Source organism: Actinoplanes italicus (assembly GCF_003001815.1).
In the GTDB taxonomy this organism is placed as follows: Bacteria; Actinomycetota; Actinomycetes; order Mycobacteriales; family Micromonosporaceae; genus Actinoplanes; species Actinoplanes italicus.
Genome location: NZ_PVMZ01000013.1, coordinates 224,876 through 250,722, shown reverse-complemented (window position 1 = coordinate 250,722; position 25,847 = coordinate 224,876). Strand labels below are relative to the sequence as shown.

At 71.8% G+C, this 25,847-nt stretch carries 23 protein-coding genes and 2 riboswitches; of the genes, 10 read left to right on the top strand and 13 right to left on the bottom strand.

The genetic code is table 11. The annotated features are described in order from the left end of the window. Positions 1 to 88 precede the first annotated feature (88 nt). Both CLV67_RS29500 and CLV67_RS29495 read right to left on the bottom strand, forming a co-directional pair. The gene (locus tag CLV67_RS29500; protein WP_106324127.1) at positions 89 to 1,345 is read right to left on the bottom strand and encodes a M20 metallopeptidase family protein; all 1,257 of its coding nucleotides are present in this window, start codon (positions 1,343 to 1,345) and stop codon (positions 89 to 91) included. Positions 1,346 to 1,461: 116 nt separating this feature from the next. Further along, positions 1,462 to 2,367, bottom strand: coding sequence for an NADP-dependent oxidoreductase (locus CLV67_RS29495; RefSeq protein WP_106324125.1), 906 nt, complete (start codon positions 2,365 to 2,367; stop codon positions 1,462 to 1,464). A 147-nt stretch (positions 2,368 to 2,514) separates the two neighbouring features. On the opposite strand from CLV67_RS29495, the gene CLV67_RS29490 reads away from it, so the two are divergent. Beyond that, on the top strand, positions 2,515 to 3,366 hold the full coding sequence (locus CLV67_RS29490; RefSeq protein WP_239166568.1) for a helix-turn-helix transcriptional regulator: 852 nt from the start codon (positions 2,515 to 2,517) through the stop codon (positions 3,364 to 3,366). Positions 3,367 to 3,995: 629 nt separating this feature from the next. Here CLV67_RS29490 and CLV67_RS29485 read toward each other — a convergent pair. Both CLV67_RS29485 and CLV67_RS29480 read right to left on the bottom strand, forming a co-directional pair. After that, positions 3,996 to 5,180 (bottom strand): ROK family transcriptional regulator, encoded by a 1,185-nt coding sequence (locus CLV67_RS29485; RefSeq protein WP_106324121.1) that lies wholly within the window; start codon positions 5,178 to 5,180, stop codon positions 3,996 to 3,998. A 47-nt stretch (positions 5,181 to 5,227) separates the two neighbouring features. Then, positions 5,228 to 6,787 carry an ADP-ribosyltransferase domain-containing protein gene (locus CLV67_RS29480; RefSeq protein WP_106324119.1) on the bottom strand — a complete coding sequence of 520 codons (1,560 nt, stop codon included), beginning with the start codon at positions 6,785 to 6,787 and terminating at the stop codon, positions 5,228 to 5,230. A 90-nt stretch (positions 6,788 to 6,877) separates the two neighbouring features. Between CLV67_RS29480 and CLV67_RS29475 the strand changes: the two genes are divergently transcribed. Continuing rightward, positions 6,878 to 7,543, top strand: coding sequence for a macro domain-containing protein (locus CLV67_RS29475; protein WP_106324117.1), 666 nt, complete (start codon positions 6,878 to 6,880; stop codon positions 7,541 to 7,543). 57 nt (positions 7,544 to 7,600) lie between these two features. After that, positions 7,601 to 7,699, top strand: a riboswitch (glycine riboswitch). 4 nt (positions 7,700 to 7,703) lie between these two features. After that, a riboswitch (glycine riboswitch) is annotated at positions 7,704 to 7,790 on the top strand. 34 nt (positions 7,791 to 7,824) lie between these two features. Next, positions 7,825 to 8,178: an aminomethyltransferase family protein gene (locus CLV67_RS29470; protein WP_239166567.1), complete on the top strand. Its 354-nt coding sequence runs from the start codon at positions 7,825 to 7,827 to the stop codon at positions 8,176 to 8,178. Here CLV67_RS29470 and CLV67_RS29465 read toward each other — a convergent pair. Next, positions 8,099 to 8,614 (bottom strand): MarR family winged helix-turn-helix transcriptional regulator, encoded by a 516-nt coding sequence (locus CLV67_RS29465; protein ID WP_239166566.1) that lies wholly within the window; start codon positions 8,612 to 8,614, stop codon positions 8,099 to 8,101. The genes CLV67_RS29470 and CLV67_RS29465 overlap by 80 nt on opposite strands. A gap of 85 nt (positions 8,615 to 8,699) precedes the next feature. Between CLV67_RS29465 and CLV67_RS29460 the strand changes: the two genes are divergently transcribed. Then, the gene (locus CLV67_RS29460; RefSeq protein WP_106324115.1) at positions 8,700 to 10,358 is read left to right on the top strand and encodes an LLM class flavin-dependent oxidoreductase; all 1,659 of its coding nucleotides are present in this window, start codon (positions 8,700 to 8,702) and stop codon (positions 10,356 to 10,358) included. Positions 10,359 to 10,408: 50 nt separating this feature from the next. Here the strand turns inward: CLV67_RS29460 and CLV67_RS29455 are convergent, their stop codons facing one another. The 4 genes from CLV67_RS29455 to CLV67_RS29440 form a co-directional block, all read right to left on the bottom strand. Further along, positions 10,409 to 11,440, bottom strand: a complete 1,032-nt coding sequence (locus CLV67_RS29455) for a CobW family GTP-binding protein (RefSeq protein WP_106324113.1) — start codon at positions 11,438 to 11,440, stop codon at positions 10,409 to 10,411. Between the two features lie 63 nt (positions 11,441 to 11,503). Next, entirely contained in the window at positions 11,504 to 12,265 is a 762-nt protein-coding gene (locus CLV67_RS29450) for an SAM-dependent methyltransferase (RefSeq protein WP_106324111.1), read from the bottom strand. A gap of 414 nt (positions 12,266 to 12,679) precedes the next feature. Further along, positions 12,680 to 13,666 (bottom strand): saccharopine dehydrogenase NADP-binding domain-containing protein, encoded by a 987-nt coding sequence (locus tag CLV67_RS29445; protein WP_106324109.1) that lies wholly within the window; start codon positions 13,664 to 13,666, stop codon positions 12,680 to 12,682. A gap of 22 nt (positions 13,667 to 13,688) precedes the next feature. Beyond that, positions 13,689 to 14,600, bottom strand: coding sequence for a LysR substrate-binding domain-containing protein (locus CLV67_RS29440; RefSeq protein ID WP_106324107.1), 912 nt, complete (start codon positions 14,598 to 14,600; stop codon positions 13,689 to 13,691). A gap of 78 nt (positions 14,601 to 14,678) precedes the next feature. On the opposite strand from CLV67_RS29440, the gene CLV67_RS29435 reads away from it, so the two are divergent. The 4 genes from CLV67_RS29435 to CLV67_RS29420 are packed head-to-tail and all read left to right on the top strand — an operon-like array spanning position 14,679 to position 17,695. Continuing rightward, entirely contained in the window at positions 14,679 to 15,854 is a 1,176-nt protein-coding gene (locus CLV67_RS29435) for a thiolase family protein (RefSeq protein WP_106324105.1), read from the top strand. Then, complete coding sequence (locus CLV67_RS29430) at positions 15,851 to 16,513, top strand: 3-oxoacid CoA-transferase subunit A (RefSeq protein ID WP_106324103.1); 663 nt, start codon at positions 15,851 to 15,853, stop codon at positions 16,511 to 16,513. Before CLV67_RS29435 ends, CLV67_RS29430 begins: the two co-directional genes overlap by 4 nt. Continuing rightward, entirely contained in the window at positions 16,510 to 17,139 is a 630-nt protein-coding gene (locus CLV67_RS29425; protein WP_106324101.1) for a 3-oxoacid CoA-transferase subunit B, read from the top strand. The genes CLV67_RS29430 and CLV67_RS29425 overlap by 4 nt, the downstream gene beginning before the upstream one ends. A gap of 46 nt (positions 17,140 to 17,185) precedes the next feature. After that, on the top strand, positions 17,186 to 17,695 hold the full coding sequence (locus CLV67_RS29420) for a GNAT family N-acetyltransferase (protein WP_170154052.1): 510 nt from the start codon (positions 17,186 to 17,188) through the stop codon (positions 17,693 to 17,695). Positions 17,696 to 17,723: 28 nt separating this feature from the next. Here CLV67_RS29420 and CLV67_RS29415 read toward each other — a convergent pair whose 3' ends face one another. Then, positions 17,724 to 18,026 (bottom strand): GNAT family N-acetyltransferase, encoded by a 303-nt coding sequence (locus CLV67_RS29415; protein WP_106324097.1) that lies wholly within the window; start codon positions 18,024 to 18,026, stop codon positions 17,724 to 17,726. Between the two features lie 4 nt (positions 18,027 to 18,030). Continuing rightward, the gene (locus tag CLV67_RS29410) at positions 18,031 to 18,492 is read right to left on the bottom strand and encodes a hypothetical protein (RefSeq protein WP_106324095.1); all 462 of its coding nucleotides are present in this window, start codon (positions 18,490 to 18,492) and stop codon (positions 18,031 to 18,033) included. Between the two features lie 255 nt (positions 18,493 to 18,747). On the opposite strand from CLV67_RS29410, the gene CLV67_RS29405 reads away from it, so the two are divergent. Continuing rightward, positions 18,748 to 19,170 carry an RpiB/LacA/LacB family sugar-phosphate isomerase gene (locus CLV67_RS29405; RefSeq protein ID WP_106324093.1) on the top strand — a complete coding sequence of 141 codons (423 nt, stop codon included), beginning with the start codon at positions 18,748 to 18,750 and terminating at the stop codon, positions 19,168 to 19,170. On the opposite strand, the gene CLV67_RS29400 is transcribed toward CLV67_RS29405, so the two are convergent. Continuing rightward, entirely contained in the window at positions 19,151 to 21,565 is a 2,415-nt protein-coding gene (locus CLV67_RS29400; protein ID WP_239166565.1) for a putative bifunctional diguanylate cyclase/phosphodiesterase, read from the bottom strand. The genes CLV67_RS29405 and CLV67_RS29400 overlap by 20 nt on opposite strands. Before the next feature lie 143 nt (positions 21,566 to 21,708). Between CLV67_RS29400 and CLV67_RS29395 the strand changes: the two genes are divergently transcribed. Next, a complete protein-coding gene (locus CLV67_RS29395; protein WP_106324089.1) occupies positions 21,709 to 23,013 on the top strand; it encodes a macro domain-containing protein in 1,305 nt (434 codons plus the stop codon). Here CLV67_RS29395 and CLV67_RS29390 read toward each other — a convergent pair. Then, positions 23,003 to 25,843, bottom strand: a complete 2,841-nt coding sequence (locus CLV67_RS29390) for a tetratricopeptide repeat protein (protein ID WP_106324087.1) — start codon at positions 25,841 to 25,843, stop codon at positions 23,003 to 23,005. The two genes, CLV67_RS29395 and CLV67_RS29390, sit on opposite strands and share 11 nt — an antisense overlap. Positions 25,844 to 25,847 lie beyond the last annotated feature (4 nt).

Genomic DNA, 25,847 nt, shown 5'->3' with positions numbered 1-25,847 from the left:
ACGGATCAGGTGCAGACAGCCGGCCAACCCGCCATCGCCCGGCCCTTTCCCGATCCCCGATCGTGGGCGCCCGGCCAGCGGGAGGGGATCAGGTGCGGCTGGCAAGCCAACCGGCCATCGCGCGGACACCGTGGCCGATGGCTCGCTCGTCCGGCCTGAAGGTGCCGAAGTGCGGGTAGCTCGACTCGATGGCCGCACGGGGTGAGCGGACACCGAGGAGCGTGTAGGTGCCCGGGATCTCGTTGAGGAACAGCGAGTAGTCCTCACCGCTGAACGGAACCGCGGCGTGCAGCGCCGAGACCCGGTCGCGGCCGATCGTGCGCTTCAGGTGGCGTTCGAGGGCACGCCCCTCCTTCACCGGGCTGATCATCGCGGGGAACGGCTCGGGCGGGAACTCGACGGACTCCGCACCGGCGGCGAGCGCGCGCCGGCGCACCTCGGCACGGACCTCGGTATAGCGCGGCTCGGGCCAGCAGCGGTAGACGACCTGGACCTGAGCACCGGCCGGCCGGGCTTGGAGGAACACGAACCTGGTCAGCGGACCGTTCGGCGTCTGCAGGTCGGTGACCAGTTGCTCCAGTGCGGCCGGGGTGGCCGGGCGGGTGACCGTGCTCAGGGTCGCCAGGTCGGCGGCGAGCAGCTCGGCCCGGGCCGTGGCGTCCGGGCCGGTCAGGGTGATCACGCCGCGATCCTGGCCGGGCATGCCGAAACCGGTGGTCACCCGGAACTCGCCGACCGGGAACGGGAAGCAGTGCAGGGCGTGGATCTCGGCGGGCCGCCGGATGTCGAACACCCCGTCGGCCAGCATGTCGCGAGCACCGGACAGCGACTCCTCGGCCGGCTGGAACACGAACATGACGCGGCCGGACAGGCGCTCGCGCAGACGGGCGAGCACGAGGGCCACACCGACGCCGATCGTCGTGTGCAGATCGTGTCCGCACAGGTGGGCCGCGGTGGCGTTGCCGCCGATCTGGTCGCTGGGCGGGACGGCGTCCATGTCGGCGCGGTAGGCGACGGTCCGGCCGGGCCGCGCGCCGGTCAGGACCGCGACCACCCCGTGGCCACCGACCCCGGTGGTGACGTCGAGACCGGCCGCACGCAGCGACCGCGCCACCACCTCGGCGGTACGCCGCTCCTGGCCGGGACCCTCCGGATGGGCGTGGAGGTCCCGGCGCAGGGCGATGAGCCGGTCGTCGAACCGGGCGGCGACCCGGTCGATGGGCAGCGGCGCCGATGACGCCGCTGAGGCGGGCCCGGCCGATGCCAGCCAGGCACCGGCGACCCCGGCGGCGGCCCCGCCGAGAACGGTTCGCCGGCTGAAGACACGACCCTGTGAGCGCGACACGATTCCCCCCGTTTTCCACGATCAAGCTGTCTGGATCCCAGCCTGCCGGGAACCGGCCCGCACCACAGTGGAGCTGGCACGCGGCTGATGGTGGGGCTGGCACTACCCCCGGACCGCTACGGATGCAGCAGCAGCTTGCCGCGGGTGTGGCCGGTCGCGCTCTGTTCCTGGGCCTTCGCCGCCTCGGCCAGCGGGTACGTGTCCGCCACCTCGACGTGCAGGCGGCCGGCGACGGCCAGGTCCGCCAGCGCCGCCAACGCCTCCGCGGTGCGTTCGCCACCGGCGGAGAACGGGACGCCCGCCTCCTGCGCGGCGACCGCGTCGGCAATCGTGATGATCCGGTCGGTGGTGCCCCGCAGTTCGACGGAGACCTGCACCGCCCCCTGCCCGGCCGCGTCGAACACGGCGTCGACGCCCCGCGGTGCCAGGGCCCGGACCCGGTCGGCCAGGCCGTCGCCGTACGTCACCGGGATCACGCCGAGCGACCGCAGATGGTCGTGGTTCGCCGCCGACGCGGTGCCGATGACGGTCGCCCCGCGGGCCACGGCCAGCTGCACCGCCAGACCGCCCACAGCGCCGGCCGCGCCGTGCACCAGCACGGTCTCACCACCGGTGACCGCCAGCAGGTCGAGCACCCGCTGCGCGGTCTCGCCGGCGACCGGCAGGGCCGCCGCCTCGTCCCAGCTCAGGGCCGCGGGCTTGCGGGCGACGACGGTGGCGAGGGCGTATCCGGCGTACGACCCGGTGTCGGTGAATCCGAACACCTCGTCACCGGACGCCAGACCGGTCACGCCCTCGCCGACCTCGTCGACCACGCCGGCCGCCTCCCAGCCGGGGACGGCCGGGAACACGGTCGGGAAGACGGCCTCCAGCCAGCCGTTGCGGATCTTGTGGTCGACCGGGTTGACGGCCGCGGACACCACCCGCAGCCGTACCTGGCCGGGACCTGGTTCCGGCAGGCCGACCTCGGTCATCCGCAGCACCTCGGGTCCGCCGAACCGGTCGAAGACGATCGCCTCCATGATTGCCACCTCTCCTGGGACGTCTGTTGCTCGTGGATCGCTGTGAAACCCACGCTGCAGCCAGGGAAGCCGGTTGTGGAGCGGACCTCTCTGCCTAGGATCGGCGGTCCTTGGCTAGGTCCGGAGATCTGCGGGACGATGGCAGCCATGGATCGACGAGAGCTGGCCGACTTCGTCCGGCGGTGCCGGGAGCGCCTGCGGCCGGCCGAGGTCGGGCTCGCGACCGGTCCGAGACGGCGTACCCCCGGTCTGCGCCGGGAGGAGCTGGCGATGCTCGCCGGCATGTCGGCCGACTATCTGATGCGGCTGGAACAGGCCCGCAGCCCGCAACCGTCGCCGCAGGTGCTGCGCTCGCTCGGGCAGGCGCTGCGGCTCAGCGACGACGAACGCGACCATCTGTACCTGCTGGCCGGGCACCGTCCGCCGGCCGGGCGGCTCGCCGGCGCTCACGTACGGCCGGGGCTTCTCTATCTCCTCGATCAGCTGACCGGTGTGCCGGCGCAGGTGCTCAGCGACCTCGGCGACGTGCTGGCGCAGAACGCGCTGGCCGAGACGCTGTTCGGCGACATCTGCCCGCCGGTGCTGCACGACCATGAGAAGGACCACAACGTCGTGTGGCGGTGGTTCAACGATCCCCGGATCCGGGCGGCGCATCCGGTAGAGGACCACGACTACTGGAGTCGGCTGCAGGTGGCCGATCTGCGCGCGGCGGTGGCCCGTCGTGGCACGGATCCGGTGGCTACGTCAATGGTCCGGCGGTTACGTGCCGGGAGTACGGAGTTCGCCGAGCTCTGGGACCGGCACGAGGTGGCGGTGCGGCGCACCAGCCGGATGCGGGTGCAGCACCCGACGGTCGGCATGCTGGAACTGGATTTCGAGACGCTGCTGACACCCGCCGAGGATCAGCGGCTCATGATGCTCACCGCTCCACCGGGCAGCGCGACGGCCGGTTACCTGGATCTGCTCCGGGTCGTCGGCCAGGAGTCCTTCACGGGTTGACGCTCGCCGTTCAGCACACCGAGTGGCTGGAACGTTCTGTCCACTGAGAGCTTTCGCCGTCGGGGTTCCCGGCCCGTCAGCCGCATCCGTCTGAGCCGTGATGGCGCTCGGTCGGCTGACGGCCTGGCGTTACCGTCGTGGGCTCCGGGGTCGTGGGGGTCGGTTACCGCCGCGACCCGGTGCTGGACGATCAACTACGGCCGTTTTCGGAGCCGGGCTCCGGGATATCGCTGCCTCCGGACCGGTAAAGGGTTCGCCGCCCACGGCTGGGCGATCAGGCGGCCTGGGGAAGGGTTCACCGGCCACGGCTGGACGATCAACAGCCCGGGGAAGGGTTCGCCGGCCACGGCTGGGCGATCAAGCGGCCCCGGGAAGGGTTCGCCGACCACGGCTGGGCGATCAAGCGGCCCGGGGAAGGGTTCACCGGCCACGGCTGAGCGACCAACAGCCCGGGGAAGGGTTCGCCGACCACGGCTGGGCGATCAAGCGGCCCCGGGAAGGATTCGCCGACCACGGCTGGGCGATCAAGCGGCCCGGGACAGGACTGTCCCCACCAGCCCCAACCAGACCCTGACCGTAAAAGGTGTCTAGAAGGTGGCTGGAACGTTCTGTCTACCGGGAGAAGGTGGCTAGAACGTTCTGTCTACCAGGAGACCGCCCAGCGGATCCGACAACAGGGCGGCGAACCCCTTCTCGGCGGCGCCGATCAGGGTGGCGTCGTCGCCGAGGCCGGACGGCAGCAACCGCGCACGCTCCCGCGACACCCGCATGCTGTGCTGGGCGATCCGGGCGCCGACCTGAGGAGCGGCGGCCGCGTACAGCTCGCGCAGGGTGCCGCCGAACACGACGACGCCCGGGTTGAACAGGTTGATCAGGTTGGCGACGCCGATGCCCAGCCAGTCCCCGATCGAGGCGACCGCGGCAGCGGCGGCCGGATCACCGGCGGCGGCGGCGCGCACCACCGAGCGGACCGCCTCCCGGCCGAACTCGTCGCCCCGGCCGACGGCCTCGAGCAACGCGTACTCCCCGGTCTCGGCCTCCAGACAGCCGCGCGAGCCGCACAGGCACTCCCGGCCACCGTGCGGGTTGACCAGCATGTGCCCGACCTCGCAGCCGTAGCCGCTCTCGCCGCCGAGCAGGGTGCCTCCGACCAGGATGCCGCCGCCCACACCGACGTCGCCGTGCAGGTAGATCAGGTCGGGTGAGCCGATCCCGGCACCACGCACGAACTCGGCGTGCGCACCCAGGTGGGCCTCATTGCCGACGGCGACCGGCAGGCCGACGCCGAGCGCGGCCGCGAGTTCGGTGCCGAACGCCTGGTCGACCCAGCCCAGCTCGGGGCCGTAGCGGACCATGCCGTCACCGGGCCGGATCATGCCGCAGTACGAGGCGCCGATCCCGGCGCAGACCGTGCCGGGCGGGGCCGCGTCGTGGAGTTCCCGGCCGAGCGCGGCGAGGTTGCTGACCACGGCGTCCAGGTCCACACCGGTACGCGGACGCGTCGTCTCCCGCCGGTCGAGAACCGTCCCGCCGAGCCCGACGCGGGCCGCCACCAGCCGGTCGACGGCCACGTCGAAGGCCAGCACGAACACCCGCTCGGTCTCCGGGCGCACCACCAGCGAGGGGCGCCCCGCACCGGCCGGTGCCGCCGGGTTCTCCTCACGAACCAGGCCGGCGGCGACGAGCTCGCTGGTCAGCGCCAGGATGGTGCTGCGGTTGACGTCCATCCGCTCGGCCAGGGCGGCGCGCGACAGCGGACCGCTGACGTGGACGTGACGCAGCAGCGTGCTCAGGCTCGCACGATGCTTGCTCACTGCCGGTGTCCTTGCGGGGTGTAAATGCCGGGGGAACTCCCACTCTCTCACACGACCATCGGCTGCTCCTCGGACTCGGTCAGCCGGACCGTGCACAGGCCGCCACGCTCGGCTTTGACCTCGGTCACCTCGAGCTGGGTGCCGGGCGCCAGGATGAACTCCTCCTCACCGGTGAACGCCGAGAACGCCTTGATACCGACGGCCCGCCTGGGGCGTACCTCGAAAAGGGTCCGCTTTCCGCGCCCGCCGAGGAAGCTCTGGGCCACGCTGAGTTTCGAGGTGCACGACGAGACACCCCACCACGTCACGGTACGGCCGAGCGGGTACTGCGCACGCAGGTCGAGGTTGACGCCGCGCCACAGCGGCTCGGTGCGCACCGGCAGCCGTCCGACCGCGGAGAAGAGCAGGCGCAGGTACGGAAGGTACGGCTCGAGGCGGCTCCGGTCGGGGTGCCGCAGCGTCGCGTTGATCTGCCGGTAGAACGCGGACTCACAGGTGTAGAGATAGAGCGCGGCGACCTCGTCGGCGGTCAGGGCCGCGCCGGACTTCGTCATGCCGAACTCGTGGGAACGCTGCACGTCCCAGTCGAGGCCCGCGAGCAGCTTGGCGACCGGCGTGACGGCCGTGCGGAAGTCCTGCAGCGGGGTGTCGAAGACACCGGTGATCGCCGGGAGCGCCAGGCCCTCGTCCTTGACGCTGGCGAGACGCTCCAGGTAGAGCTGGTGCAGCTCCATGGTGGACGCGATGAAGGCGCCCATCCGCTCGGCGTTGGTCTCGCCCGCGTTCCAGCCGCGGCTGGGCAGCCAGTCGACCGGGCTCTGACCGAGCGACTGCAGCGCGTCGTTGACGACCGTGAAGTGCTCGTTGTCGCAGAAGATGTCGCCCTGGGCCGCCGGGTTCGGATGGTCGATGTGCCGGACCTCGACCTCGGGGTATTTGCGCTCCAGTCGCTGGACCAGGCTCTTGAGTGTGCGGGCGTGCGCGCCCCACCAGGCGAAGACGACACCGCGGTCCTCCGGGCCGGCCTGCTGCTTGGACCGCAGGATCTCCTCGACGATCGTCTCCACGACCGGCCGCCAGAAGGCGGTGTGCCGGTCGGCACCCAGAGCGCCGTCGGCGCTGGCGGTGAGCGAAGCGTTGAGCAGCAGGACGCCCTGGGTGAGCATCGCCTGGAACCACTCCGGCGGCTGCACGGTGTCCTGCTTCTTGAGCAGCGCGCGGATGTCGGCGATCGGGGTCTTCTTGGGAATGCCGTACTTCCACATGGCGGCCGCTTTGATGATGCAGCGGATGCTGACGACCCGGCCGAACTGGCTGTCGGCCCAGTCGTGGAAGGTGTTGTCGAACATCGCGATGCCGGTGGCGCTCTCGGCACGCGGATAGGGGTTCTGTCCGAAGACGACGACCTTCCACCTGTGCGCCGGATTCGGCTTGAGCGCCTGGAAGGTCAGCTCCCGCACCGGGACCGTCTGTGGACCGCGGCCGGGCCCGATGAACGTCTCGGCCGCGGGCTGGGCCTCGATGACGGGCTTGAGCAGCGGCAGCCAGGGCTCGCCCCCGCCGCTGAACAGCTCGGTGAGTGACAGCGGGTCATTCGTGTCGGTCATCGGCGCATCATGGCAGCCGCCCGGCGCCGGATTTCTTGTCGGACCCCCGCGATATGGTCGCCGCCTTCCGTCTTCACAGTGGAGTGTGCGATGTCCGTTGAGCCCGTGATTCCCCAGCTCAAGGTTGTGCTGACCGACGTCAACGCGCGGGTCGTCGAGGCCTGGCGATCGGCGTTCGCCGACACCCCGGGCGTCGAGATCGTGAAGGGGTCGATCCTCACCCAGCGGGTCGACGCGTGGGTCACCCCGACCAACTCGCACGGCGAGATGAACGGCGGAGTCGACGCGGTGATCAAGCGCCATCTGGGCGCCGGCATCCAGCTGCGCGTGCAGAAGGCGATCAAGGCCGGGTTCGGTGGGCACCTGCCGATCGGCAGCGCGGTGTGCGTGCCGTCCGGCGCGGCCAACCCGGACTTCCTGATCTCGGCGCCGACGATGCACCAGTCGGCGGAGAACGTCCGCGAGACGCTCAATGTGGCTCTCGCCTGCGCGGCCGCGTTCCAGGCCATTCACCGGCAGAACGCGGCCCACCCCGGCAGCATCACCTCGGTGGCGCTGGTCGGCATGGGCGCGGCGACCGGCAAGGTGCCGCCGCGGGTCTGCGCCAATCTGATGTGGGCCGGTTACACGTTGTTCCACGACTACGCGTTCGGCGACTACGACGAGCTGCGCGCCACCGTGACCGCGCAGCTCGGTGACATCGAGACCCGGCCTGCTCAGGAGCGGGTGCGGATCACCCCACCGGTTCGCCGCTGAGGTCCGTGCCGGGCCTGCGTGCGGTATGGTCCGAGCCACAAGTGAAGACTTCGCCGCGACGCCACCGCGGGAGAGTCCCCGCCCCTGCCGGGGCGGGGCGCCGAAGGAGCAACTTCTCCCTCAGAATCTCTCAGGCCCCAGTACCGCGACGGTCAGGCGACTCTGGAAAGACAGCTCTGCGACAGGGGCTGCGCCCACGGTGCAAGCCGCCCTCCGGCGGTGAACCTCTCAGGCAGAGATGACAGAGCGAGGGAGGCCCCGACCCGACGAAGGAGCCTCCGTTGCGACGCACCGCACTGCATCACGTCCATCAGCGTCTCGGCGCGGCCATGACCGGCTTTGCCGGCTGGTCGATGCCGCTGCGCTACGGCAGTGACATCGCCGAGCACCACATCGTCCGCACCGGCGCCGGCCTGTTCGACCTCGGTCACATGGGCCAGCTCGAGGTTGCCGGCCCGGACGCCGCCGCCTTCCTGGACTACGCGCTGGTCGGCCGGTTGTCGGCGGTGGCGGTGGGCCGCGCCAAGTACACGATGCTGTGTCATCGAGTGTTGATCACGACCGGCGGGGCCTGCGGGTGGGACGCGCCGGTGCTTTGTCCTGAGCGGCGGTCACGGCCTCGCACAGGTCGGTGAGCGGGTCGAGGCTCTGGGCGTTGCAGGCGATCGTCTGCAACAGACCCCGGAAACGCTCGGCGTCCTCCGGGGCGAGGACGCCGAGGACGTGCGCCTCGACATGCCGCAGCGCGTCACGCCGCGCCTGCCAGGTCTCGTGCCCCTTCACGGTGGCGACGACGAGCCGGCTGCGGCGGTCGGCCGGGTCGGGGCGGCGCGCGACGAGGTCGGCCCGCTCCAGGTCGTCGATGAGATACGTCAGGATGGTCCGGTCGATGCCCAGGTCCTGGCCGATCGCGCCCTGGTTGCGGGGCGGCTCACCGACCGCGGCGGAGAGAACCTGATAGCCGCGGGGCCCGCCGGGCAGGTCACTCAGAGCGTGGTCGGCGGCCTTGGCGTAGGCACGGAAGACCACGCCCAGCATCCAGCCGAGGTCACCTTCGAGGGGGGTCGTCACCGCACCACCATAGCCAGCACCACAGAAGTTCTGCCACACAAATGTTCTGTTTGACAGAACATCTTTTCCGCGTCACAGTTGCCGCATGTCCGACTACGGCCACCCACTCCAGTTCGGGTCCTTCATCACGCCCACCGCCGGCGACCCCACCCGGGTCGTCGCGCTCACCGTGCTCGCCGAACAGGCCGGCCTGGACCTGGTCACCTACCAGGACCACCCCTACCAGCCCGGCTTCCTCGACACCTGGACCCTGCTCAGCTACGCCGCGGCCCGCACCGACCGGGTGCACCTGGCAGCCAACGTCACGAACCTCCCGCTGCGCCCACCGGCCGTGCTGGCGCGCAGCGTCGCCAGCCTCGACCTGCTCAGCGGAGGCCGCATCGAGCTGGGCCTCGGCGCCGGCGCGTTCTGGGACGCGATCGAGGCCATGGGCACGACACGACTCACCGCCGGCCAGGCCGTGCGGGCCCTCGAGGAGGGCATCGACGTCATCCGCCAGCTGTGGGACACCGGCGCCCGTGGCGGCGTCCGGGTCGACGGCGAGTTCCACCGGGTCGTCGGCGCCAAGCGCGGCCCGGCCCCGGCTCACGATGTCGGCATCTGGCTCGGCGCCTACAAACCCAGGATGCTCGCCCTGACCGGCCGCCGCGCCGACGGCTGGCTGCCGTCGCTCGCCTACCTGCAGGACGGTGACCTGGCCGCCGGCAACCGGATCATCGACGAGGCCACCCTGGAGGCCGGCCGCAAGCCTGCCGACGTGCGCCGCCTGCTCAACATCGGCGGCCGCTTCACCGACATCGGGCGAGGCCCCCTGCAGGGCCCGGCCGAACAGTGGGCCGAGGAACTCACCGACCTGGCCCTAACCGACGGCATAGGCACGTTCATCCTGGCCACCGACGACCCGGACGACCTGCGCCGATTCGCGGCCGAGGTGGCCCCCGCGGTCCGCGAGGCGGTCGCCGCCGAACGCTCGGGCTCCACCGCGACGCGGCAGGAACGCGAAGGCACCACCGCGACGCGACAGGAACGCGAAGGCACCACCGCGACGCGACAGGAACGCGAGAGCACCACCGCGACGCGACAGGAACGGCCCGGGTCGATCAACACCGGGCCGACGTCCGCGCCGGTCCGGGTGGCGGGCCGGTCACCGTTCACCGTCGCACCGACCAAGGACGATGGCGTACGCCGAAGCAGCACCGTTGTCTGGGACGAGCAGGCCCGCCCCACCGGGCCCACACCGGATCCGGAGCGCACCTACACCCCTCGCGAACTCGCCAACGGCCGGCACCTGATCGAGGTGCACGACGGGCTGCGCGGAGAACTCGCCCAGATCCACGACCTGATCGACCAGGTCGAGGCGGGACGGATCGACGTCGGCACCGCGCGTTCCCACATCAACACGATGACGATGCGGCAGAACAACTGGACGCTCGGCACGTACTGCGAGTCGTACTGCCGGATCGTCACCACCCACCACACCATCGAGGACCGGTCGCTCTTCCCGCACCTGCGCCGCAGCGACCCGCGCCTGGCCCCGGTCGTCGACCGCCTCGAACAGGAGCACCACGTCATCCACGAGGTCCTCGAGGGAGTCGACAAGGCCCTGGTCGAGATGGTCTCCGGCCCCGGCGGCACAGCCGGCCTGCGCGCCGCCGTGGATCTGCTGACCGACACCCTGCTGTCCCACCTGGCCTACGAGGAACGCGAACTGATCGAGCCCCTGGCCCGCCTCGGCGCCCAGTAGGCGGACCGCGTGCGCGTCCACGGCCGCCGGCCGCTCCCCCGAGGCCGGCCTCAGGTGCTGAGCGTGCGGTAACGACGCAATCGCCGGAGTCCACCGGTGTCGGGGCGGTCCGCCGGCGTGCTCGCGACAGCTTCCAGGCGCTGCTGTGCGGCCGGCTGGTCCAGGTGCATCCCGATCGCGACGAGCTCGCCGGCCGAAGGCGGCTCCCGTAGCGGTGCGACATGGATCAGAGTTCCCACGACGTTGACGACGAAGCCCTGCTCGCTCCGCGATCCACGCACCCGTACCCGGCCCTTGAGCCGGTACGCGCCGGCCGGTGGATCCTCGAGAAGGTCGACCAGCATGCTCGGCGAGACCGGCCCCGCCAGCTCCACAGAGGCCGCCCGCGCATGCTGGTGGTCGTCGTGGTCCCGGCTCTGGTCCCGCATGAGCTTGGCGAACGGAAGCTCGTCCGGCGGATCCTCGTCGGCGGCGGTGTCGAAGACGAGTGCCGGATCGACCCGGCCGTGACTGGCGGTGACGATCTGCACCTGCGGGTGGCGTCGCCGTACCCGTTCCCGGATCAGGTCGAGCACCCGGTCGCGGTCTGTGGCCGGCAGCAGGTCCGCCTTGTTGATGACGACGAGAGTCGCCGCCGCATAACGCGCGGGCGGCTCCGGCCAGAGGTCCACGGTGCTGAAGTGCTCGGCGGCGTCGATCACCTCGACGAGGCCACCGAGCCGGATCCCGCTGACGCCGCTGAGGGCGACGAGGCGAGCGAGCGCGACCGGCTCGGCGGCACCGCTGGCCTCCACCAGGATCGCGTCCAGCCGGAGCCGAGGCCGCGAAAGACGATGGAGCGCGTCGTCCAGGCCGCCGGCGTCCGGCAGGCAGCAGACACAGCCGCCCGAGATCGCCTCGGCGTCGTCGATCTGCCCGGCGACGAGCGCCGCGTCCACGTTCAGCGCACCGAAGTCGTTGACGACGACGCCCAGCCGGGCTCCCGGCCGGCGCAGCAGGTGGTTGAGCAGGCTGGTCTTGCCGGCACCGAGGTGGCCGGTCAGTGCGATGACCGGTATCCGGCCCGGCTTCACAGCGTTCACATCGTCATCCCTAGGAGAGACTGGACCAGCTCGGAGAACCCGGACCCATCCGGGCCCCCGACGCTAACCCGGCGTCCCGAGCCCGGCCCGGCGCAGCACCAGGGTCACGAAGCCGAGCACACCCCGGTAACCCCGCAGCCAGCCGTCCCGGTGCTCCCGGGCGACCGCCAGCACCTCCGCGGCATCCGGATGACCCGGATTGTCCAGAGCCCATCCGGTCAGCGAACCGGTCCACGACCACTCGTAGTCGTCCCACTCGCCGGCCGCGCTGACGTGCGCGTACACAGGCGCCCAACCGGCCGTGGCAGCCACGTCGACCAGGCCCGCCAGGTCGGTGTGATCGGCCGGGGCCGCGTCCAGCGCGGCCAGTGCCGCCGGGGTCGGCGGCACCGCCCAGAACATCTCACCGACCATCAGCACGCCGTCTGCGTTCACGTGCCGTCCGGCCACGTCGAGAGCCTCCTCGAAACCGCCGAACGCATGCGTCGAGCCGATGCACAGGACCAGGTCGTAGTCGCCGTCCGCCGGGTACTCCCGTGCGTCCCGTTCGTGCAGCGTGAGCCGGTCGGCGAGCCCGCGTTCCGCGGCTGCCGTCGCGGCGCGCTCCAAAGCGTACGGGCTGAGGTCGAGCCCGTCGGCGATCCCGTCGGGGTGGTGCGCCAATGCCTGCAGCGCCCATGCCGCCTCCCCGCATCCGAGATCGAGGATCCGGGCGGACGGCTCACGGCCGGCCCGGCGCAGCAGGTGATTGACGCTCACGCCGGAGACCGGCGCCGCGATCGGGTGGTGGGTGTGCGCGATGCTGCTGAGTCGTTGCCGATCCACCGGTACAACCCTATGTGACGGCAGAAGCTGACTGCGAGTGACGCCTCGGACGGGGAGGTCCGGCGGGCGGCGGCACGGTTCAGCCGGGAGGCGGGGTGCCACCCGCCGATCAGCGGGTGGCCCGGGCGGCAGCGCCACGCTGAGATCGTGAGGGGCCTGAACTCAGCGCCGCGGACCGATCGTCGTCCACCGACGCCGACGCCGCGGAGTCCCTGGTGTTGTCTCCGGAGGAGTTCGAGGCGCCGTCGGCGGATCGCTTCCGGAGACCCCGGCGGGAGACGCCGACGGGCTGCCCAGGTGCGGGTGTGCCGACTGACCCGCTCGCCTGGGGGTGCTCGCGGGCAGTCGCCGACCGGCGGGGTGGGGGGAAAGCTCCCCGCCGGTCGGCCTGGCCCCGCCCCGGAATACGACCCGTCAGGCGACCGTCAGCCCGTCGGACAGTGCGGCCAGGAAGTCGGGAGCGTCGAAGAGGCGGCCGGCGGACGCCACGCCGGTGGTGGTGCGGGTTCGGCCGTCGAGGATGCGCTGGACCGCCTCGACCGCGAGCGGCGCGCTGACCGCGTAGATGTCGCGGCCAGAGGCGGTCAGGCGGCGTTGGGCGGTGCCGTTACGGACGATCACGTCGACGGTGAACGTCTCGGCGGCCCGCCCGCCGGGATCGGTCGTGCCCGCGGCCAGGTCGCTCGCCGCCGTCATCGTCATGTAGGTGCTGACCTCGGGGATCACCAGATGGCTCGGGACGGTGACGACGTCAGCCATGGTGAACCCTGCGAGGACCGTACGGCGGCCCATCGGTGCCGGGAAGTCCCAATCGAGAGCCGGCAGCTCCGAGGCGTCCGTGTAGTAGTCGAGGCGTCCGCCGGTGAAGCGGACCCGCTGCCCGGCGCGCCGGTCACGGGAGACGGCGCCGGCGGCGAGGGTCCCGGCGGTGGGCTGCCAGCTGCTCAGACCGTAGGCGACATGCGCCTCGTCGGCGGTCGTCCAGTCGCCCATCGCGGCGGTCACGAGCAGGTCGCCGAGCCCGCCGAAGAAGGCCATCGCGGGCAGCACCGTGATGTCCACGTCGCTGAAGTGCGTGAACGTGTCGGCGTTCGCCTCGATCTCGGCGGCCACGTCGACGTACGGGATACCGGCGCGCAGAGCCGCCTCGATCACCGGCGCCGCGGTGGTGGCGAACGGCCCGGCCGTGTTGATGACCGCGTCGGCGCCCTTCAGTGCCGAGTCGAGCGAAGCCGGGTCGCCGGCCGAGGCCACGCGAGTCTGGTGATCAGGGCCGAACTCCGCGAGCCGGGCGGCGTCGCGGCCTATCGGGATCGGGGTCAGCCCGCGTCGCCGCAGTTCGGCCACCACGAATCGACCGGTGTGTCCGTATGCCCCGAAGACCGCGACTGTGTTGTTCATGCCGAGAATGCTGTCAGCGCCGTCAGGGCTGAAACAGTGTCCGTAGTGCCAACCCCCGAACAGTTTCGGACAGCACCCGGGTCGCCTGGTCGATCACCGGTGAGTCGTCGCCGGCACGGACCGCGACGGCCAGATCGATGCGGGCGTCCTGTTCGGCGAGCGGCCGGTAGGTCGCGCCGGGCACGCCGAGCTGCGCCACCGGTTCCGGGACGATCGCCACGCCCAGTCCCGCGGCCACGAACGTGACCAGCGTCGACGTCTCGACCACCTCGTGCCGGATCCTCGGCTCGAACCCGGCCCGGTCGCAGAGCCGCCGGACAGTGCCGTGCATCGCCGAGTCCCGGATCGCGTGGACCACGAAGTCCTCGTCGCGCAGATCGGCGACGCTCAGCCGGTCACGGCTCGCGAGCCGGTGACCGTCGGGCAGCACGACGATCAGGGCGTCACTGCGCAGCACCCGCACCAGGATGCCGGGGTCGTCGACGGGCGGGCGCAGCAGCGCCAGGTCGATGTCACGTCGCTGCAGGGCGGCGACCTGCTGCGCACCGAGCATCTCGCCACGGAACGCCACCTCCACGCCGGGCAGTTCCTCGCGCAGGCGGCGGGCGACCGCGGGCAGCAGGCTGTAGGTGGCCGAGCCGACACAGCCCACCGACAGCCGGCCCTGCAGACCTGCCGCGACCCGGCGGGCCACCTCGCCGGCCTCGTCGACGGCGGCCAGCACCAGCCGGATCCGGTCCAGGTAGGCGGCTCCGGCCTCGGTCAGCTCGACGCGGCGGGTGTTGCGATCGAGCAGGCGTACGCCCAACTCTGTTTCGAGTTGCCGGATCTGCTGGGAGAGCGGCGGCTGGGCGATGTGCAGCCGCGCGGCGGCCCGGCCGAAGTGCCGTTCCTCGGCGACCGCGAGGAAGTAGCGCAGGTGACGCAGCTCCATTCCATTGATACTTGCAGAGTCATGGTCGGGCCGAAAAGAGTATTTCTGGATATCAGAGCTGCTTACTAGCCTGGGGTCATGGCTGACTCATATGTGTACGCCGCCGTGCGCACCCCCTTCGGCCGCTACTCGGGGGCGCTCGCCGAGGTACGCCCGGACGACCTGGCCGCCACCGCGCTGAGCGGTCTGCTGGCGAAGGCGCCGGACCTCGACCCGGCCCGGATCGACGATGTGTACTGGGGCAACGCCAACGGCGCCGGCGAGGACAACCGCAACGTGGGCCGGATGGCCGTGCTGCTCGCCGGTCTGCCGACCTCGGTCCCGGCGGCCACCGTCAACCGGCTCTGCGGGTCCAGCCTCGACGCGGCCATCATCGGCTCCCGGGCGATCGCGGCCGGTGACGCCGAGGTGGTCGTGATCGGCGGTGTCGAGTCGATGACCCGCGCGCCCTGGGTGCTGCCGAAGCCGTCGCGTGCCTTCCCCGCCGGCAACGTCGAGGCGGTCTCCACCACGCTCGGCTGGCGGCTGACCAACCCGAGGATGCCCGCCGAGTGGACGGCGTCACTGGGTGAGTGCAACGAGCAGCTCGGCGACAAGTTCGGCATCTCCCGCGAGCGGCAGGACGCCTTCGCGGCCCGGTCTCACACGCTCGCGGCCAGGGCCTGGGACGAGGGCTTCTACGACGACCTGACCGTGCCGGTCGCCGACCTGACCCGCGACGAGGGCATCCGCGCCGACAGCAACGCCGAGAAGCTGGCCCGGCTCAAGCCGTCGTTCCGGCCCGACGGCACGATCACGGCCGGGAACGCCTCGCCCCTCAACGACGGCGCGGCGGCCGTGCTGCTCGGATCCGCGCGGGCGGCCGGCGCGATCGGCCTCGAGCCGCTGGCGAGAATCGCGGGACGTGCCGCACACGCCGTCGACCCGCAGGAGTTCGGGTTCGCCCCGGTCGAGGCCGCGGAGAAGGCGTTGCGGCAGGCCGGTATCGGCTGGTCCGACGTGGGCGCGGTCGAGCTGAACGAGGCGTTCGCGGTCCAGTCGCTGGCCTGCGTCGACGCGTGGGACGTCGACCCGGAGATCGTCAACACCCGTGGCGGGGCGATCGCGATCGGTCATCCGCTGGGCGCTTCCGGTGCCCGGATCCTGGGCACTCTCGCCCACGTGCTGCGCGAACGCCGTCATCGCTGGGGCGTGGCGGCCATCTGCATCGGTGTCGGCCAGGCCCTGGCCGTGGTCCTGGAGAACAACGCATGAAGACACTGACGACCGACGCGCTGACCGCGGTCAAGGAGGTCAGGGACGGCGACACGGTGCTCGTCGGCGGGTTCGGCATGGCAGGGATGCCGGTCGAGCTGATCGACGCCCTGATCGAGCACGGCGCCGGCGACCTGACCATCGTGAGCAACAACGCCGGCAACGGTGACACCGGGCTGGCGGCACTGCTGGCCGCGGGTCGCGTACGTAAGATGGTCTGTTCTTTTCCCCGGCAGTCCGACTCGTGGGTCTTCGACGGCCTCTACCGCGCCGGGAAGATCGAACTCGAACTGGTGCCACAGGGCAATCTCGCCGAACGGATGCGCGCCGCGGGTGCCGGGATCGGGGCGTTCTTCTGCCCCACCGGTGTCGGGACGCCCATCGCCGAAGGCCGGGAGACCAGACAGATCAACGGACGGGAGTACGTCCTGGAGTACCCGATCCACGGCGACGTCGCCCTGATCCGCGCCCACCACGCGGACCGGCTCGGCAACCTCGTCTACCGCAAGACCGCGCGCAACTTCGGACCCGTCATGGCGACCGCCGCACGCACCACGATCGCCCAGGTGTCGCAGATCGTCGAGACCGGCGAACTCGACCCGGAGGCCATCGTGACCCCGTCCATCTACGTTGACCGGCTCGTCGAGGTGACCCCATGAGCAGCAAGGACGACCTGGCCAGGCGGGTCGCCGCCGACATCCCGGACGGCTCCTACGTCAACCTGGGCATCGGGCAGCCGACGGCGATCGCCCGCTATCTCACCGCCGGCAGCGGCGTCATCCTGCACACCGAGAACGGCATGCTCGGCATGGGCGAGGTCGTCGCGGACGAGGACGCCGACTGGGACCTGACGAACGCGGGCAAGCAACCGGTCACCGAGCTGCCCGGCGCCGCCTACTTCCACCACGCCGACAGTTTCGCCATGATGCGCGGCGGCCACCTCGACGTCTGCGTCATGGGCGCCTTCCAGGTGTCGGCCACGGGCGACCTGGCGAACTGGCACACCGGCGCGCCGGACGCCATCCCGGCCGTCGGCGGAGCCATGGACCTCGCGGCCGGCGCCAAGCAGGTGTGGGTGATGATGACCCTCTTCACCAAGTCCGGCGAGCCGAAACTCGTGCCGTCCTGCACCTACCCGCTGACCGGGAAGACGTGCGTGACGAGGGTCTACACCGACGTGGCGACATTTCAGATCACCCCCGATGGCGTACGGGTGACCGAGCTGCACGGCATCGGCTTCGAGGAACTGGCATCGCGTCTGGACGTACCGCTCATGCAGGTTTGAGGTCCTGAAGATCGGCATTACTGTTGGCGCTGTGCCAGGAACATCGTTGACCGCCGTCGTCCGTCAAGCCGTCGTCGCCGATGCGGCCGCCATCGCCGGGATCTGCTCGACGGCCTACCGCAACGCCTACCGCGAGTTGCTGCCCGAGGGGTACATCAGCCGCAGTGTCGCGGAGTTCTACAGCGAGCCGCGGATCACCGCCGACATCGCCCCTGCCCCGCCGGAGTGGTTCGGCTACCAGGTCGTCGAGGAGGGCGGCCGGGTCCTCGGCGCGGCGGGCGGCGGACTCTCCGGCCCGGCGGCAGGTGAACTGTCCCTGGTCTACCTGGAGTCGGCCGAACGCGGCCGGGGCCTGGGCACCCTGCTGCTCGACCGGGTCACCGAGCAGATCCGTGAGGCCGGCGGCACCGAGATGTGGGTGTCGGTGTTCCTGGGCGACAGCGCGGGCATCGGCTTCTATCGGGCGCGCGGTTTCCAGCCGATGGACACGGTCCGGGCCACCCTGTCCCGCGAGGACGACCACATCCGCAGCCTGCGTATGCGCCGCCCGCTCTGACCTACGTCACGCGCCGGGTGTCACGGGCCTACTTCACCCGGCGGGTGTTGCGGGCGACGATCGCGTTGTACTCGGGGTGCTTGTCCAGCCACTCGGCCAGGAACGGGCACATCGGCACCACCGTGCGGCCGCGGGCCTTCGCGTCGTCCATCACCGCGCGGGCCAGCGCCGAGCCGACGCCCTGCCCCTCGAACTCGGGCGTCACCTGCGTGTGGGTGTAGATGATGATCGGGCCGGTCATCTGGTAGGTGACCACCCCGGCGAGGGTGCCCGCCCCGTCGCGCGCCTCGAATCGCTCCCGTTCGGGCAGCTCGGTAACCGTGTACGTCACGAGGTCATCCAACCACGGCGACCCACGGCGCCTCGTCGGGCAGGGTGACATCGAAGCCGACCCACCCGTTGCCGAACAGCCTGGGGTCACGGCCGCCGAGGATGTTCATGACGACGCCGACCCAGTACGCGGCGTCGGTGCCCTTCAGGTCCACGAGCGTGATGGGCGGGAAGCCGGCGGGCTGGTCCTCGAACCGCGGCACCGCCGGACGCAGGCCGTCCCGGTTGTGGGCCACCGCGTTGAAGCCGACCCCGACGAAGACCACCGGACGCACGGTGGCTCCGGCCGTCTCGGACCAGACCGGCGCCTCCGGGAGCACGATGATCCGCCACAGCCCGTCACCGTCGTCCCAGCCCTCGTAGATCTCCCAGTCGATCCTGCCCTCGAACCGTCCCGCGCCGTCCTCGAACCTCGCACGGATCCTGTCCAGCAGCTCCGCGGCGGCCGCTTCCGGTTGTGTGAACATCTGACACCCCTGTCCGAAGACGACCGACCGCTCCGATCCTCGCCGACGCGTCAAGGCGCCTTGCGGGAGCCTGCAGGCGCAAGTCACCACGCGAGAAGGCATGCAGTCGTGCGTGGTGACCTGCGCCCGCATACGGACCGCAGATCACCACGCAACAGGAGGGGTGACCTGTCTGCGTGGTGGCCGACGCCGGCACACGCCCGGGATGATCTACAGCGGCGGTCCGTGGCATGGCACCGTGGCTAGGGTGGAGGCATGCGCATCGCCTTCGCCAGCGACGACGAGAACGAGACGACACGGGCGGTCGTCGAGGCCCTGGACTCGGCCGGGCACGTGATCGTCCGGCCGGACGGGTCGCCGAGCTGGCCGGACCTGGGCCGGTTCGTCGGGAAGGCGGTCGTCGACGGCCGGGCCGACTACGGCGTGGTGATGTGCTGGACCGGCACCGGGACGGCGATCGCCGCCAACAAGGTTCCCGGCGTGCGGGCGGCGCTCGCCTGGGACCCGTGGATCGCCCGCGGCGCCCGGCTCTGGAACGACGCGAACGTGCTGGCCATGAGCTTGAAGCGGCTCGCCCCGGACGTCGCTGTCGAGGTGTTGCAGGCGTTCCTGGACACGTCCGAATCCGATCCCGGCGAGGCGGAGAACATCGCCGCTCTCAGGACGATCGAGCCCTGATCTCCCTGGTCACGCGGGTCTCGACGGCCCGCTGGCGGGCCAGCAGCCGGGACACGCCGGCGGCCGGCATCGGCTCGGCCAGGTAGAAACCCTGACCGCGGGTGTAACCGAGCTCGAGCAACGCGGCCACCTGCTCGGCGCTCTCGATCCCCTCGGCGACGGTGTCCAGGCCGAGCGCGTGCGCCAGCTGGATCACCGCGCGGGCGACGGCCTGCCGGGCGTCGGCGGCGGCCGGGCGACCGTCGTCGATCTCGATGCCGTCCACGAACGACTTGTCCAGCTTCACGATCGCCGCCGGGACGGCACGCAGCAGGCTCAGCGACGACTCGCCGGTGCCGAAGTCGTCCAGGGCGAGACGGATGCCCATCCGGTCGAGCTCGCACAGCGCCCGGGAGATCTGCTGCCCCCGCAGCACCCCGGACTCGGTCACCTCGAGGACCAGCCGCTCGCAGGGAAGCCCGCTGTCGGTGAGCGCGTCGGCCACGTCGGACACGAAATCGGGGTCGTGCAGCTGGCGGGCGGACACGTTGAGACCGGCCTCCTTCAGCGCGTCCGGGCCGAACTCGGCCAGCCACGCGGCCGCCTGGCGACAGGTCTCGCGCAGCACGAAACGGCCCAAGGGCACGATCAGGCCGGTACGCTCCGCGGCCGGGATGAACTCGGCGGGGCTGACCACGCCACGGGTCGGGTGGTGCCACCGGACCAGGGCTTCCACGCCGATCACCCAGTTGCGGTCGAGCCGCACGATGGGCTGGTAGACCACCCGGAACTCGCCGTCGTCCAGGGCCCGGCGCAACTCGCCACCGAGCCGCATGTGCGCCAGGACGGGCTCGCCCATCCCCTCCGCGTAGCGCACGAAACCGGCCTTGCCGCCCTGCTTGGCCGTGATGAGGGCGACGTCGGCGTCCCTCACCACCGTGTCGGTGGTCGCGCCGGGCGGGGCCGTCGCGATGCCGATACTCGCGCGCATCAGCAGCCGGTGCTCACTGATCGGGTCCCCGAGCGCGGCCAGCAGCCGCCCGGCCAGTTCCTCCGGATCGGCGTGGCCGCCGGTCATCAGCACCGCGAACTCGTCGCCGCCCACCCGTACCGGCAGATGGTCGTCGCCCGTCTCGGTCCGCAACAGGTCCGCCATCGATATCAGCAGCCGGTCGCCGACCTCCTGTCCGAGCAGATCGTTGACCGCTTTGAAGTCGTCAAGGTCGATCAGCAGCACGGACACCGGATCGGTGGTCAGCGCGGCGGTGAGGCGCTCGCGGAACAGTGCCCGGTTGGCGAGCCCGGTGAGGCCGTCGTGGGTCACCTCGTACCGCAGCCGTTCCTCCTGCAGGCGCGCGGTCCGCAGCAGGCGTGCGTTCTCCCGGTACGCCAGGTACTGCCGGACCATCACCAGCGCGGTCACCAGGACCGCGGCGATCAGGGTCACCCGGGCCGGCCAGCGCAGCGGCGCCCCGAGCGCGACGGCCACCAGCGGCACGCCGACCAGGATCGTGGCCAGGTACGGCAGCATCATGCCCACCCGGGCGGGCTCACGCCGGGGCCCGTGAACGGCACGGCTCTGCGCCGCGACACCGAGCGTGATCAGCACCGGAGCCAGCGGCATCACGATCGCCTGGGCCGGAACACCGGCGATGTAGCCGAACTGCACCGCGAGCACCGACACGGCACCGGCCGGGACACCGCCGCCGGCCGCGACGAACCGCATCGCGACGGGGTCGACCGGGCCGCCCGCGAGATACGACACCTTCGTGAGGGCACCGACCGCGACCAGGAGACCGAGCCCGACCAGCAGCATCGCCTGCGGGCTCCACGGCTCGCGGGCGGACAGCATCGGGGCGAGCCCGAGGTACCACAGCAGGGAGGCGCAGCCGAGGAACGCGATCGTCCGGTCCAGCAGCATGCGCCACCGGTCCTCACCGCGGGACGCGACGACCGGCACCCGGGTCAGCGCCCCGATGGCGGCCAGGAAACCGATCGCCACCAGGGCGGCCGCCGGTGCCGGCATGCTGCGAGTACGGGCCTCGGCCGGGTGCGTGAGCATGTCGGCGGCCAGCCAGGCGTAGCCGATGGTGATGAGCACGACGGCTACGAGGACCGTGCGCCAGAACCGCAGGGCGACCGGGTCCAGGCCGGGCCTGTCGCCGCCTGTCGGGGAGAACGTTCTGTTCTCCGGGCGGGAGGCCGGGCGGGAGGCGGGGCGGGAGGCCGGGCGGACCAGGTGGTGAACCGACGCGGCCGCGATCGCCCCTCCGATCGGGACGAAGATGTATGCGAGCGCTTCGATGCCCAGGCCGGCGCCCAGATGAGCGGCGCACCAGACGCCGCCGAGCACAACCACGGCGACCGTCGCCCACACGTACCACCGGGCGGTCGTCTCAGCCAGATCCCGCGTCACGGCCCCGACCTTAACGGTACGCATGTGCGGACGATCTCCCCCGAACGTTCGACGTTCACCAATATCGGGACAGCATGACAGTCCTATGTGGGCACCCGTGCGAGTGAGGGGGAATCACGCTCCGCGTGCCTACATTGGGAGGCATGGGCACTTCCGGTACGTCCTTCGCCGCCGCCGTCCGTATGGGATTCGTGATCGACGTCGCCGGATACGGGCAACGGTCCGCGCAGGAGAAGTTCGACCTCCAGCGACGGGTGTCCGAATTCGTCGACGATGTTCTCCAGGACCTGGGCCTGCGGCTCGAGGACACCCACCACCACGGCACCGGGGACGGCATGGTGGTCTTCCTCCCGAGCGAGGTGGAGGTGAACCGCAGCCTGGTCCGGCTGCTCCGCTCCGCCGTCGAGACGCTGGCCGACGACAACCGGCGCTACCGGGACCGGATGCGGCTGCGGATGGCGGTGGTGATCGGCCCGCTCGGCCCCGCCGCGATCGGTTTCTCCGGCGACGTCATCGTCGAGGCCGCCCGCATGGTCGACAGCGAGGAACTGCGCGCGGTCCTCGCCGAACGCCGGGACACCGACCTGGTGGCGGTCATCTCCGAGCAGCTGTACGGCTACGCCGTCGGCCAGCGCCACACCGGCCTGCACGCCGCGGACTTCCAGCCGCTCACCATCGAGGTCAAGGAACTCAGCACCCGCGCCTGGCTCTGGAACGGCCCGGTCGCCGCCACCACCACCGCGCGGCAGGGGCCGCCGCCCGAGACGTTCGTTCTGGCCGCGCCGCGGGCGGGCGGGTGTGTGCTCGGTATCCGGCCGGGCGCCATCGAGCGGGTCCGCGACATCGACATCTGGGTCAACAGCGAGAACACCGACATGACGATGGCCCGCATCAACGAGTTCGCGATCTCCAGTGTCATCCGCTACCACGGCGCGGTCCGCGACACGGCCGGTCACGTCGTCGACGACGTGATCGCGAACGAGCTCGAGGAGCTGGTCGCGGGCCAGCGGCCGGTCGCACCGGGCGCCGCGTTCGTGACCGGCTCGGGGCTGCTGGCCGAGACCAACGGGGTCCGGCGGATCATCCACGTGGCCGCCGTCCACGGCGAGCCCGGCGCGGGATTCCGGCAGGTGCGGCACCTGCCCGCGGGCGTCTCCAACGCGCTGCGGCAGGCGGAGCGACTCGCGGCCGAGGACGCGTCCCTGCGTACGATCATCTTCCCGATGATGGGAGCCGGGGTGGCCGGCGCGCCGGTGCCGAAGACGGCGGCCGACCTGGTCGACGCCGCCGTGGACCACCTCGCCGCCCGGCCCGGCACGCTCCTGCGCGGCATCTACTTCCTGGCCTACACCGACGCGGAACGCCACGCGCTGGCCGAAGAGCTGGGCGGCCATCCCGCGCTGCGGCCCGCCGATCCGGACACCGACGGCACCGGCGCTACTCGGTGACGGCCAGCTCGTCGATGAACTGCCTCACGCGGGGCCGCTCCCGTACCTCGGCCGGCATCCGCTCGTAGATCCGCCCGGCCTCGTCGGCCGCGGCACGACCGGCGTGCCGGTGCGCGACCGCGAGCGTGGCCAGGCTCTCCGCGAGCGACTCCGCGACGTCCAGCACACGGGACACCTCGCAGGCCTCCGCGGCGGCCGCGATCGCCCGCCCCGGCTGACCGAGTTCGATCAGAGTGCGGGCCTGCCCGTTCAGCACGGCGACGAGATGCGGCCGGTGTGCCGCCGGACGATCGGCGGCCAGCGCGCGATACCGGTCACCGGCTTCCGCGTACGCGTCCGCGGCCTCCTCCGCCCGGCCCAGCGCCCGCAGGATCTGCCCCAGATTGTTCAGCGACGAGGCCAGGAACTCGCCGTACGTGACCGGGTCCCCGGCCGTGAGCCGCCGCCGGATCGCGACGGCCTCGCCGACGGCGGCCATCGCCTCGTCGACGCGACCCGCGCCGAGCAGGTCGACGGCGTAGTTGTTGAGCCCGACCGCCAGGTCCGGCTCGAAGACCGCGGGCCGGGTGCCGGCCAGCCGGCGCCGGATCGTCACCGCCTCGGCCGACGCGGCCAGCGCCTCGTTCGTCCGCCCGATCTCGGACAGCGGCTCGCTCAGGTTGCTCAGCGCCGTCGCCAGGAAGTGCTCGAACGAGTCCGGGCGCGTCTTCGCCAGCTGCCGGTAGGCGGCCACCGACTCGATCATCACCGCGGCCGCCTCGTCGAAGCGGCGCAGGCCGTTGAGCTGCATACCCTCGTTGACCAGCACGGCGGCCACCTCGTGCAGCCAGGCGTTCGGGTCGTCGGCCGCACGCCGCCGGTAGATCGCCGCGGCCCGCCGCACGTCGGCGAGGGCCTCCTCGTAGTCGCCGACCCCGTGGCGCCAGATCCCCCGGTTGCCCAGAGCACCGGCCAGCTCGCCCTCGTACTGGTCGAGGTCCTCCGCGGCGAGCCTCTCGTAGAGGACGACCGCCTCGGCGCACGCCGCGACGGCCTCCTCGTGGCGGCCGAGCGCGGCCAGGACGGTGCCCAGTGTGCTCCAGGTGTACGCCAGGTCCGGCTCGTGCTCGCGAGGATCGCCGGCGGCCAGGCTCCGATAGAGCTCGCGGGCCTCCTCGGCACTGGCCAGGGCGGCGGTGCGATCACCGACGTCGAGTTCGGTGTGTGCCAGGTTCATCACCGCGTGCGCGAGATCGTCGTCGGCCCCGGTCACGCCCTCGTCCGTCACCGCCTGCCGGTAGGCGGACACCGCGGCGGCCATCTCGGTGCGCGCCTGCTCGCGATGGCCGGCCACGTTCAGGCGGTAGCCGAGGTCCACGTGGACGTGACCGCGCTCGCGGGGTCCGGCGGCCGCCGCCAGACGCTGCTCGGCGAGGCGGCGCAGCACCGTCAGGGCGGCCAGGTCCAGGTCGAGATGCCGGCCCTTGGGCAGGTGCGGCTCGATCTCGGTGAGCAGCCCGAGGTCCACGCGGTCGGCGGTGGCCAGGACCACCAGGCTGTTACCGCCCGCCTCGACGGCCAGTGCCGGATCCCGGCGCAGCAGCGGATACAGGTGACCGGCGCCGAGATGGTCCCAGCGCAGCGCGGCCGCCGCCAGCGTGGACATGGCGTGCGGCAACCAGGGGCGCGCCACTCCGCGCGCGTCCCTGGCCAGCAGCTTCCCGAGCAGCGGACCGGCCCACGTCTCGGCCTGGTACGGCGACGAGTGACCGGAAAGGGTCAGCGCCACGAAGTCCTCGGCGAGCCGGTCCGGGTAGAGCGGCTGCAGCCGGTCGCCGGCGGTGTCGGGCGGATAGCAGGCCGCGTGGTCGTCGGCAGCCAGTGCCGTGTCGACGTGCTCCGGCAGCGCCGCGGCCAGCGACTCGGCGGCCTGCACGGCCGAACGGGTGCCGCAGACGGTCGCGACGAACACGACCCGGCGCATCAGGTCCGGCTGGAGCCGTCCGCCGCGGCCGTAGCGGTTCGCCCAGTGCAGCTGCTCGCGATCCAGCAGATAGAGGGTCAGGCCGGCGACGTCGGCGGGCAGCGGTTCCTCCGGACGGTCAAGATCAACAGATACCAGAGCCGCCATGTGTACGGCCAGAACGAGCCCGAATCCCGGCGCGCCGAGCAGATCGCCGATCCCCGGCGCGGGCCCGCGATCGACGCCGTACCGGTCGGCGAACGCGGATCGGGCCGCCTCGAACATCCGGCCCCGTGCCCCGCCGGTGCCGTCCAGCGGCTCCAGCAGTGACGACGACATCCGCATCCGGTGCTCGTCGAGTGACCCGGTCAGGCCCTGCCAGACAGCGTCGGTCCGGGCCAGGAACAGCACCCGGACCGGGACCTCGGCGTGGGTCAGCAGCCGGTTCCCGAGCAGCAGGAGCAGGTGGGACAGCGGCCAGCGATCGGCGTAGTCGACGATTAGCAGCAGGCCCGGCACCCCGTCCGTGCCGAGGTCCTGACGCTCGGCGGGCCGGTGGATCGGCCCGGAGCCCGCGCTCGCCGTGACGACCGCCCAGCCCAGGGCGTGCGCCTCGGCCGCCACCTCGTCGGCGAGCCGCGTCTTGCCCTGGCCGCCGGGACCGTACAGCCACCGGACGGCGAAGCCGGTGTCGTTGTCACGCCACTGGCGGAACTCGGCCAGCTCGGTGTCGCGGCCGGTGAACGGCACCACCCGGTTACGGGCGTCCAGGAGCCGGCTCGGCAGTTCGGCCAGCCATCGCGATGACGGCGGTTCCGGTCTCGACCAGTGGGTGAGCAGGTACAGCGGCACCCCGTCGGGACCGACGTGGAGGTCGGCGCCGGTCACGCCG